We start from the raw sequence: 11355 nt of genomic DNA on the forward strand, positions 1-11355 counted from the left end.
GGTGAAACCTGGGAACTCACATGGACGCGAAACCATATCTGGAGGCACACGTATTGGGTGACTGAACCGTGCGGGACAGGTTGTACGAAGCAGGTGCCGTATTATAATTATATGACTGCGGTTGATTCGCGCATGGACAGGGTGGCGATCACGTTGAAGGCTGTTGAGAATTCTAATACTGATGTTAATCTTGATTTTGCAGGAAAACCTCTTGCATCGAAGAATGACCTGTCCGGGACTTTTGTCTCGAAGAATGTGACATACGGATTGGCTCTCTTAAATGGGGTTGATTATATAGACCCGAATCTTGAGCCCGCATACCTTTTATACAGGGATTTATTCGATTCTAATAAATTATCGAACCTGAAGAACATTAACTTAAATGGTGATACTGACACAAAATCAATTACAGTTGATGAACCTGCATGGGTTTCTGAGGAAGCGCAGTATGCTGTTGATGATATTACTGGAAGGATGAAGAATGATATTCATCTTGATCCTGATATTAATTATGAGAATTATCCTGTTCCTTCCGACCTGATCAATGCTGCACGTGGTGACCTGATCGGGAAGATCTCTGTCAGGGATGCGGAGTATGTGAATAAGTCAAATTATTATTCAGGCAAGTATAATAGCGCAAGTGCAAAGGTGATTTCCGTTATCCGTGAATGGTATGTTGACCAGGTGAAGTACCAGATACGGGAGAAGTTTTCGCAAGGGAGTAAAAGGATCGATGATGAGATCAAGATAAACTTTTCCGAACCAGATAAAGTGAAGCAGGCAAACAGGGATGCTGTAAAGTTCCTGTCCCGCGGATTCAAGCTGCCGTTTGCTGTGAGTATGAGGGCATATCATGTGGATGAGAATGGGAATATTTATGAGCCAGGCAAGCTTCAGGCGTGGAATGAGAGCGTGACTTTGTTGATCAACCAGGAACCGAATTATCTGGATGCATTCAGACCATTTCCTTCTAATCCGAGATTGTATTCATTGAAAGTAAGAAATAGTAATTTACTGTTGAGAAATGGCATCCATATTTTGCCATCTCTTGAGCCGTGGATCGCTACTTTCAATGCGTGGTCGATTGATGTGGAAGGTGAATTCGTGAAGTTTGAGGTGCAGGATATTGATAATGAAGTGCATCCTGATCCGATTTTCGGGCATGAGGCGCAGGCGTATGTGAGGGAAGAATTGGATATTGAAGATCCTTTATTAAATTATCGAAAAATCGGAAAAAATGAAAGGATAAAATTCGGCTTCACTACAGGGACTTTTATACTTGTTCCTCCGGGCAAAATATTAGGAATAGGGGATAAAGAAGGAGATATTATCGAAGAGTCTCCTGGTTATAAGGTGATATAATGAAAATTAGTATATCAATATTGTTTTTTATGATAGTTTCACTTTTGATTATTCAAATAGCTTCTGCTGAAGAAAATGAATATGGAATCGTCAGAGCATGGTTTAATGATGAAAATGCTACTGTAAAGACCATAGAAGGAGTTCAATTAAAGATAGGAGAACCAGTGGAAATAAAGGTTGAAGTTACATCAAAAATAAACGGAAATGTATATGTTGAATTGGATGAGCCAGGAATTACTAAATCATACGATATGATCGCTGGAAGCAGTAAGATGGATGAATCAATAGATAATCATAATATAATTGTCGGCTGGTCAAAAACTTATTCATGGACTTTAAAGCCTAATGGTGCATGGAAAAATGGGAATGCACCGATAAATATTAGAGTCTCGTTTAGCAAGAAAGGGGATCAGAAACCCATCCAATTCACCATCGCCAACCCCTACATTCTCGACAAGCAGTACACCGGCGCCGCCACGACTCCTGCGCCGGAAATAACAGGAACAGGCGCCCCGACGAAAGAGATGCCGTTCCTTCCCGTTTTATTCATGGTCAGCGCACTATTGCTGGCATGGCGCTTGAAAAAATCGTGAGATGGGTATACAATAAGCACTTTCAGTCAACATTGCTTTACGGCGCTGGGGTTACACCCCAGACCCCCGATGGAAGCGCCGCCGCTGGCGGGGTTTAACATGAAATCATTGGTTGCATAATTTCACAACTCTCCATACTTGCACTGTAGGATAATCCATTATCATCGGGTCATTTATCTTTTCAATAAATTAAACTTTGACGCCATTTATAATTCAACTTCAGTATTCTTGTTATATCCACCGTATTTTTTAATAAATAGTCATAGACAGCCGATTCTGGTAAAAATTAGATTTCAGAAATTTAATTTATACAAAGATTTTATTATTATCTAAACTATATAGGGTTATGGTTTTATGGTGATCGAGGACAAAGGCGATGAATAAAAGCTCAAAAGATGAGTATTTCATGGATTTCAATGAAATTGGAATGAAAATTAATAAGGTGTGAATTTGATAAAATAAGAGGGAACCAAAAATGGCAAAAGGCAAAACCAATGGCAATGGCGCAAATCTGGGTTTTGAAGAAAAGCTCTGGCAGGCGGCAGATAAACTGAGAAATAACATGGATGCTGCCGAATACAAGCATGTCGTTCTTGGTTTAATATTTCTCAAATATATCTCTGATGCTTTTGAAGAGAAAAACCAGTTTTTGACCAGGGAATCTAATTTGGGCGCAGACCCTGAAGATCCTGACGAGTACCGGGCAGAAAATGTTTTCTGGGTTCCAAAAGAAGCAAGATGGGAGAATCTTAGAAACAATGCAAAGCAGCCAACCATCGGTAAAATTATCGATGAAGCGATGGATGCTGTCGAAAGAGACAATCCTTCTCTTAAAGGTGTTCTTTCTTCCATGAATTATGCGCGGCCTGCCCTTGATAAGCAGAGGCTGGGGGAGCTGATAGACCTTATTGGCACGATAGGTCTTGGAGATTATGAAAGCAGATCCAAGGACATCCTGGGGCGGGTCTATGAATATTTTTTAGGACAATTCGCAGACGCAGAAGGCAAGAAAGGCGGGCAATTCTATACACCAAGGTCAATAGTCAAAACCCTGGTCGAGATGCTTGAGCCGTACAAAGGACGTATCTATGACCCGTGCTGCGGCTCAGGCGGGATGTTCGTGCAGAGTGAGAAATTCGTAAAAGCCCATGAAGGAAGAATTGGGGATATCGCTGTTTATGGACAGGAATCAAACCAGACCACATGGCGCCTGTGCAAGATGAACCTTGCGATCAGGGGTATTGATGCAAATGTGCAGTGGAACAACGAAGGGAGTTTCCTGAATGACGCTCATAAGGACCTGAAAGCTGATTTTGTTATTGCCAATCCGCCTTTTAACGACAGCGACTGGAAAGGTGAACTTCTTAAGGGAGATATCAGATGGAAATTCGGAGTCCCGCCCACTGGCAATGCAAACTTCGCATGGGTGCAGCATTTTATTCATCATTTATCACCAACAGGTATTGCAGGATTCGTGCTTGCAAATGGCTCTATGTCTTCCAATACTTCGGGAGAAGGTGAGATAAGAAAGAACATCATCGAGGCTGACCTGATAGACTGCATGGTTGCGCTGCCTTCGCAGTTGTTCTATAATACCATGATACCTGCTTGCCTCTGGTTTGTTTCGCGGGATAAGAAAAACCATAAATTCAGGGACAGGCGCGGAGAAGTTCTTTTTATTGATGCGCGAAAGATGGGCGTCCTTGTGGATAGAAGGCACAGGGAGCTTACGGATGAAGAAATCCGGAAAATCGATTCTACCTATCACGCATGGCGTGGGGAGGGCGGAAAATATGAGGATGTGGCTGGATTCTGCATGGCAGTTAAGCTGGATGAAATCAGGAAGCACGAGCATATCCTGACTCCGGGGCGGTATGTGGGCGCTGAGGAGGTTGAAGATGACGGGGAGCCATTCGAGGAGAAGATGGCGAGGCTGACGGGGGAATTGGCGGGGCAGTTTAAGAGAGCGAGGGAGCTTGAAGAGGAGATAAATACGAATCTTTTGGGTCTGGGATATAGGTTGTGATCAGAAAGTATGAAATTGAGCAAAGAAGAGGCAAATTTATTTTATAAACTGATATGGGCGCTTTTGTTTTATACAAACCAGAAATATCCTGTCATAAAAGAACTGAAAGAGCCGATGCTTAAGGATAGGCCCCCAACCGAGATTGTAGGTTTAAATGAAAAGCTCTTCTCTCATCCTGAACTTATTGATTCTTTTGTTGATGAAAATCCATTCAGCTTCACCCTGGAGGAACTTGAGATAATAAAAAGCTGGAAAAATTTTATAAAAAGCAATTTCTTAATTATGGCTTATTTGAGGGCTTATACTGTTTTTTTGAAGATTTCGGGTGAGCAAAAGGTATACGGTGTTCTTGGATTGCATGACAAGATCCGGGATGTAATACCTCCTTTCTTACCTCAATATGTTGAGACCATCCTTATGCCATTTCGGGGAAAAATAATTTATTGTGGATATATTCACACTCATAATGTCCGCATAGGTGAGAATTTGAGGCGAGGCGTTCAGAAGGAGTACCAGAAAGCAAAAAGCAAGTTTGGAATAATAACATCTCTGGATCAAGGCACTTCAGAAGGAATACGAAAATGAAATACAAAGAAAAAGATATGCAACGGTACATCGGCGCTGACAGGGGCGGGTACTGGGAGGTGATGGGAGGATGAAAGAGATTATAAAACCAGATTCGCCTGATTTTAGTTATGTAGAAGTATTAAATAAAATTAAACATCGAATAAAAACAGCACAGGTAAAAGCTGCCCTGTCAGTAAATAAAGAAATGATAATTTTATATTGGGAGATAGGAAAAACGATATCAGATAAGCAGAATAATGAAGGATGGGGTTCAAAGGTTGTTGACCGCTTAGCCCATGATTTAAAAATAAGTTTCCCTGATTTGAAGGGATTTTCTCCGAGGAATTTGAAATATATGAAAAAGTTCGCGCAAACTTACCCGGATTTTGAATTTATGCAGCAGCTTGCTGCACAAATCCCATGGTTCCATAATTGTATATTGATCGATAAAGTGAGAGACGATGAAGAAAGAATATGGTATATGCATCAGGTAATCCAGAATGGCTGGTCAAGAAATGTGCTTATTCATCAAATTGAGAGCAATTTGTACAAAAGACAGGTTGTGTCAGATAAAACAACCAACTTTCAAGTAACATTACCTGCATTACAATCAGATCTGGCATATCAAACTCTGAAGGACCCATACATATTTGATTTTTTGAGCATAGGTAAGGAAGCACAGGAAAGAGAAATAGAGAAAGAACTTACAAAACATATTACAAAATTTTTATTGGAGATGGGGGCTGGATTCTCTTTTGTAGGGAATCAATACCATTTGGAAATAGCTGGTGAGGATTATTATTTAGACCTTCTTTTTTATCACCTGAAACTCAGGTGTTATGTAGCAATTGAATTGAAAACAGGAGATTTTAAGCCAGAATATGCAGGTAAAATAAATTTTTATCTATCTGCTATTGATGATTTATTTAAATATCCAGAAGACAATCCTTCTATTGGAATAATATTATGTAAAACAAAAAATAAAGTTCTGGCTGAGTATTCTTTACGAGATATGACCAAACCTATCGGTGTCTCGGAATATAAAATAGTCGAATCTATTCCAGATGAATTGAAGACAAGTCTGCCGACAATAGAAGAGATTGAAGCTGAATTATCACATTATCTGGAAAATGGAAAAAAAGATAAAAATGATAATATATGAATTTGCAAAATAATATTTTTAATATATCGGTAGCCTTGAATATTAATGAGTATAGGGTACGGATGTATTCTGGAAATGTCCTTAAAATAGGTCTGCTCCGGCGCATCGGCGCTGACAGGGGCGGGTACTGGGAGTTGGTGGTGGGATGAAAATAAAGACACTATCAAACGAATTAGATGGGCCAAAAGAAGAAGTTACATATGTTTATTCAAAAAAAATAAATGATCGAGAAATCAAAGGAGCTAAGAAAACACGGAAATTCGAGAAAGATAAAATATCCAGTGTAATTAATTCTCTTTTACCTTTGGGCAAAATTAAATTTTTGAAAGAATTATATTTGAAACAAAACTGCAAAGATTGGATTAATAAAATTCTATCTTCTTATCCAAAAATAAGATCGAGAATTATAAAGGAATTATTGAACGATTTTACAGATTCCATGAACACACGTATGCGAGAGGAAGAAAAATATGTTGTTTGTATAGTAACATCAAAGTTTGTAATCCTTTGTCACAGTCGTTTTGGAGAAGAGACAATTACCCCAAATTGTGAAGTTATTGAAAGAATGCTTGATAAAGATAATGTTTTAAGATTTGTTTATTTTGAAAGAGAAAAAGAGGATATAAAAATCATATTTTTTGAGGATACTCCGTCCGTATTTTTTGCCACATGGCTTGGAATACCAGAAAGAGAGGCTTTTGGATATCTTGAAGGAAAAAATAAGCTTTTTGGTGAAATAAATGGCGCTACATTAGTATTTGAGTTTACAGATGACGAATTCGAAAAAAAATTTATTGAAGAGAAAATATTCAAAATTGATGAAAATCAGTTAATTTTATCTAATCCGGTTCAAAATATTCCTTTAGTACAAATAAGGGTCGGAAGACGATATTATGCTAATTATGGAGATTTCATGCAGGACTTTTATGCAAAAAGATATGAATTAGCTTTTTATAAAGAAAAATATACAGAATTAAATTCTGCATTTGATCTTTGGACAAAAAAAATTATTGATGATAAGTATGAAGTAAGAGATTCAACAGACAAAGTTTTGGTTAAGAAAACAAATAAAAATTTTAGCATAATTTTCTCCAACAAAAAAATAGAGATTAGGCCAAGCTTTTTATTTGAAATTCGGTCAAAATTATTAAATAATGAATCTTTTAGGATTTTTCATGCTGGTGGAAAAGTTTCACCAAATCCAATAAAAATAAAAAACATTGAAATATACAATGAATTAGATCAAAAAATTTCGAAAATTCTATTAGATTACTATTCAGAGCTTCCGATAAAAGATGATTTTGAAAAAATATTAATATATCTTATATTTGAACTTTTAAGCTTGGAAAATTCAGGCAAAGAAATTTCATTTTTCCTGAAAGAACTAGCAAATAGCATTAATTCAAAAATTGATTTTTCAAACAAATTTGCTAACAGTGAGAATGATATTATAGAATTTAAATCAAGAGACTATTTCTCTGGCAATAACAAACATATCGTAGAAAATCTTTGTCAAGATATAAAAAAGAAAATAAAAAAATCTGCAACTAAAATATACATTATTGGCGCAAATGAAGACACAAAAGATTTTGAGCCTTTACAAATCTCAAAGTTTGACGATAATCGAATGCAAGATTTAGAGGGATTATTAAAAGAACAGACCGGGTTATCAAACTTGCATTTTCAAAAAATACCTGCCAACAATGGTAAGGAGTGCCTTTTAATTTTGATAGCGAGCAATAAAAATGAATAATAAGCCAATAATGCAAGAGAAGAGCTACAAAGAAACCGAAATAGGGAAAATACCTGTTGATTGGGAAGTTTCAACCTTAGATGAGATTTCTTTAAAAGTAACAGACGGATCTCATTTTTCTCCTAAAGAATCAGAGACAGGAAATAAGATCATTGCCACAGTAAAAGATATGGGATATTATCATTTCTCTTTCAAGAATTGCAAAAGGATTGCAGATGACGATTTTAATCTCTTGGTTAAAAATGGTTGTTCTCCAGAAAAAGGAGATATAATTATCTCAAAGGATGGCGCAAACTGTTTAGATTTGATTTTTGTATATAATCAAGATAAGAAGATTGTTCTTTTATCATCTATCGCAATTGTCAAATTAAAAAAAGGCTTTAATCCTCAATTTTATAGATATTATTTATTATCTCCAGTAGCTCAGAAAATAATGAGAGAAGGCTATGTCTCAGGCTCCGCAATTCCAAGAGTAATACTTAAAGATTTCAAAAAAGTTCCAATTCCGATACTTCCAAATATTGAGATACAAAACAAGATTGCAGATATACTCAGATCTCTCGACGACAAAATCTCCCTCAACCGCTCAATGAATTCCACCCTCGAAGCCATCGGGCAGGCGCTTTTCAGGCGCTGGTTCGTTGATTTTGAGTTCCCGGACGGGGAGGGCAAGCCTTACAGGTCGAGCGGCGGGGAGATGGTGGAGACGGAGCTTGGTGAGGTGCCGAAGGGGTGGGAAGTAAAGCCATTTTATGAATTAATTGATATAAATCCAAATAGAAAGTTAATAAAAGATAGGCATGCAAAAAAGGTTGGGATGGCTGATTTGAACGCATGGCAATCGTGGATTGAATCATGGCAATTAGAGGAATACAAATCAGGTCCAAGATTCCAAAACGGAGATACCCTTTTTGCCAGAATAACTCCCAGCCTTGAACACGGGAAAACTGCATTCGTTTCATTTCTGTATAAAGATGAAGTAGCTTTTGGTTCTACAGAATTCATCATTTTTGCTCCGAAGATAATACAATCTAATCTATATATTTTCCATTTGGCTAGGAGTGAATATTTTCGTGAAGCTGCTATTGGTGCGATGACAGGGTCATCAGGTAGACAGAGAGTACCAGAAAATTTGTTCAATCAGCTTTTGATTTGTTTACCATCTCAGAAAATCATTGAAAAGTTTCATAAAGTAGTTACTCCATTATTTGAAGGAATAACAATTAATTCAAATCAAATTAGAAATCTAAGCAAAATCCGTGATGCACTCCTTCCGAAGCTGATTTCTGGAGAAATAAGAGTTTTTGAAAATCAAAAATTAGAAGGAAGGAGTTCAACTTGAAAAAAGAGGCAAAATTATTACTTGAGAAAGCTATTGACTCCCTAATTCTGAGTATAGAACATTTCAATAGACCTTGGGACAGGGGTCGTATTGAGACTGTTTTAATCTTACTTGACCATTCCTTTGAGATCTTATTAAAAGCTTCAATTTTACATAAAGGAGGGAAAATACGTAAGAAACGTGAAAATCAAACAATTGGTTTTGATGAATGTGTAAGAACATCAATATCTTCAAAAATCATTACAGAAGAACAGGCACTTACTCTCCAAACAATTAATAGCTTAAGGGATGCTGCCCAGCATTACATTGTCGAGCTTTCAGAGCAACATTTATATTTACAATCTCAAGCTGGATTAACCTTATTCCGAGATATATTAAGAGATATATTCAAAAAAGACATCGCAAAAGAGCTACCAAAACGAGTTTTGCCATTATCAACAATGCCACCACGAGATATTGCAGCACTGTTTGAAAATGAAGTTGAAGAAATAAGAAAATTACTTCTTCCGAAAACCAGACGTAAAGTAGAAGTTATTGTTAAATTAAGAGGATTGGCAATTTTCGATGGAGCAATCAGAGGTGAAAAACTTCAACCAAGCCAGAGCAATTTAAATAAATTAGCTGACAAGGTCAAACAAAATAAAAATTGGCAAGAGATATTCCCTGGTGCTGCTTCGGTTAATCTTGCTTCAGATGGTAGCGGATATAACTTATCCATTAGAATCACAAAGAAAGAAGGTATTCCAGTCCATCTTGTCCCTGAAGGAACGCCGGGGGCTTCAGTCGTTGCTATAAAGAGGGTTAATGAACTGGACTTCTACAATTTATCACATACTCAACTTGCAGAAAACGTAGGCTTGACATCACCAAAAGCAACGGTAATAGTACGACATTTAAAATTGAAAGATGATATAAAATACTGTAAACAAATAACAATAGGTAAATCAAAATTTGACAGATATTCGCAGGAAGCAATAAGTAAAATCAAAGAAGAAATGCCCAAAATCAACATCGAAGAATTATGGCAAGAATACAGACCCAGATGGGGAAGTAAATCATCTAAATAATTGTATAATCCGCGATGCCCTCCTCCCGAAGCTGATGTCTGGCGAGATTCGTGTTAATATTTAAAGGCAAATATAATAATTGATATGGCAAAATTGAGATGAAATTCACAAAAGAATATAAATAGATAAAATCTCATTGGGATAAAGGTAAGATGGTCACAAAACCCAATTTTTTGTTAGAATATACTATTGATACTTTATTAAAGACCTTTAATCAGGAACGAAAGCCTGTAATGAAAAAGGCTCATTTCTTCAAGCTGATGAATTTGCTTGATACACGTCTAAAAAAACAGGGAGTGGATATAGAATTACCGGGTTATTGGTATAGATATGGTTTTTATGTGGAGATTAATCATCTCAATAGCGTTCTTCCAAGAGAGTTCAGCAAATTCTATATGATGAATGAATTTATTGTTCCGCCCTTGAGCGCAAGGAAAAAATATGAAATATTGGATGAGATAAAAAACAAAATTGATTTAACTATTCGTTATCTTTGGAAAGAATTTGGATTCAAATCAGGATATGGAACTGCTGCAAAGAAGAAATCTTATGAAGTTAACGCACCCTACAAATTTAATTCCATTTTTCAGGAATATATTGATATTGTAAACAGAACTGAAACAGGATTTATTTCAAAGAAAGAGACCTTGGAGCCTGTACTTGATAATTTACTCTCAGAGTTTCCCGATAAAGATCTTTCGGAATTATATGATACTTATTTAGAATGGGATGATACTACACGATTATGCCTTGACCTTTTATCTGGAAAAAAAGAGGATGAGCTTATTAAGGAACTGGAAGAATTATTCTGGGAGACATTTTCAAAAGGAATTCGAATACGGCACAACCAGAACATACCGGATCCTGAAATCAAAAAGCGCTGGAAAATAGAATATGAATATGAGATACCCAGAACTCATAAGCATATCGAAAATATTCGAAATAGCCTTCTCTCGGATAAATATAAGGCATCAGGCAAAGATGAAACACTTGTTAAACAATTAATGAAAAAGACATATGAAATGTCTATGGGGGCAAATTGATTGCCCTTTTTTCTAGATAATAATGTTCTAATTGGTTATATTTTTGAAACTGACAACTGGAATTCAAAATCTTTGGAAGTAATGGGATGCAATATCCCCAAAATCTCAAGTGATACAGCAAAATCAGAATTTTCTGACATATACCAGAAAAATATTGGAAAAATTAAGAAGGAAATTCTAAAGAGTATTGGTGAGATAAACAAATCCAAATCTCTCAAAATTGGTGATGTGCAATCTTTCACAAAAAATTTTTATTCAAAAGATGTAATAATAGGTTTCATAAATCACAATTCAGGCAATGACAAAAGTAAGATAATAAATGGATTGAGAACTTTATTAAGTACGCCTTCAAGTTGAATTAAGCTCTTTTTCAAAAAATGCACTGACTGTATAAATTGCATCTAAAGGTGATTGGAAATCGCTATTGTCCAAAACTTCCA

At 36.5% G+C, this 11355-nt stretch carries 10 protein-coding genes; all 10 read left to right on the forward strand.

The features are described 5' to 3' along the window. Positions 1-57 precede the first annotated feature (57 nt). The 10 genes from FIB07_17855 (at position 58) to FIB07_17900 (ending at position 11272) form a co-directional block, all read left to right on the forward strand. Positions 58-1362, forward strand: coding sequence for a hypothetical protein (locus FIB07_17855; GenBank protein NJD54709.1), 1305 nt, complete (start codon positions 58-60; stop codon positions 1360-1362). Further along, a complete protein-coding gene (locus FIB07_17860) occupies positions 1362-1955 on the forward strand; it encodes a sarcinarray family MAST domain-containing protein (protein ID NJD54710.1) in 594 nt (197 codons plus the stop codon). Before FIB07_17855 ends, FIB07_17860 begins: the two co-directional genes overlap by 1 nt. A gap of 475 nt (positions 1956-2430) precedes the next feature. After that, entirely contained in the window at positions 2431-3981 is a 1551-nt protein-coding gene (locus tag FIB07_17865) for an SAM-dependent DNA methyltransferase (GenBank protein ID NJD54711.1), read from the forward strand. Between the two features lie 9 nt (positions 3982-3990). Beyond that, positions 3991-4566: a hypothetical protein gene (locus FIB07_17870; GenBank protein NJD54712.1), complete on the forward strand. Its 576-nt coding sequence runs from the start codon at positions 3991-3993 to the stop codon at positions 4564-4566. Between the two features lie 70 nt (positions 4567-4636). Next, the gene (locus FIB07_17875) at positions 4637-5710 is read left to right on the forward strand and encodes a DUF1016 domain-containing protein (GenBank protein ID NJD54713.1); all 1074 of its coding nucleotides are present in this window, start codon (positions 4637-4639) and stop codon (positions 5708-5710) included. Positions 5711-5855: 145 nt separating this feature from the next. Then, positions 5856-7463 (forward strand): hypothetical protein, encoded by a 1608-nt coding sequence (locus tag FIB07_17880; protein ID NJD54714.1) that lies wholly within the window; start codon positions 5856-5858, stop codon positions 7461-7463. Then, on the forward strand, positions 7456-8805 hold the full coding sequence (locus tag FIB07_17885) for a restriction endonuclease subunit S (protein ID NJD54715.1): 1350 nt from the start codon (positions 7456-7458) through the stop codon (positions 8803-8805). Before FIB07_17880 ends, FIB07_17885 begins: the two co-directional genes overlap by 8 nt. Then, positions 8802-9872, forward strand: a complete 1071-nt coding sequence (locus FIB07_17890) for a hypothetical protein (GenBank protein ID NJD54716.1) — start codon at positions 8802-8804, stop codon at positions 9870-9872. The genes FIB07_17885 and FIB07_17890 overlap by 4 nt, the downstream gene beginning before the upstream one ends. 398 nt (positions 9873-10270) lie before the next feature. Then, positions 10271-10915: a hypothetical protein gene (locus tag FIB07_17895; protein ID NJD54717.1), complete on the forward strand. Its 645-nt coding sequence runs from the start codon at positions 10271-10273 to the stop codon at positions 10913-10915. 72 nt (positions 10916-10987) lie between these two features. After that, positions 10988-11272: a hypothetical protein gene (locus FIB07_17900; GenBank protein NJD54718.1), complete on the forward strand. Its 285-nt coding sequence runs from the start codon at positions 10988-10990 to the stop codon at positions 11270-11272. Positions 11273-11355: the final 83 nt, after the last annotated feature.

It is taken from the genome of Candidatus Methanoperedens sp. (assembly GCA_012026795.1).
Lineage (GTDB): Archaea > Halobacteriota > Methanosarcinia > Methanosarcinales > Methanoperedenaceae > Methanoperedens.

Excerpts from the sequence above, each read along its gene's own strand:
- FIB07_17860 (NJD54710.1), top strand. The coding sequence starts at position 1,362 with ATGAAAATTAGTATATCAATATTGTTTTTTATGATAGTTTCACTTTTG.
- FIB07_17865 (NJD54711.1), top strand. The coding sequence starts at position 2,431 with ATGGCAAAAGGCAAAACCAATGGCAATGGCGCAAATCTGGGTTTTGAA.
- FIB07_17870 (NJD54712.1), top strand. The coding sequence starts at position 3,991 with ATGAAATTGAGCAAAGAAGAGGCAAATTTATTTTATAAACTGATATGG.
- FIB07_17875 (NJD54713.1), top strand. The coding sequence starts at position 4,637 with ATGAAAGAGATTATAAAACCAGATTCGCCTGATTTTAGTTATGTAGAA.
- FIB07_17880 (NJD54714.1), top strand. The coding sequence starts at position 5,856 with ATGAAAATAAAGACACTATCAAACGAATTAGATGGGCCAAAAGAAGAA.
- FIB07_17885 (NJD54715.1), top strand. The coding sequence starts at position 7,456 with ATGAATAATAAGCCAATAATGCAAGAGAAGAGCTACAAAGAAACCGAA.
- FIB07_17895 (NJD54717.1), top strand. The coding sequence starts at position 10,271 with ATGAATGAATTTATTGTTCCGCCCTTGAGCGCAAGGAAAAAATATGAA.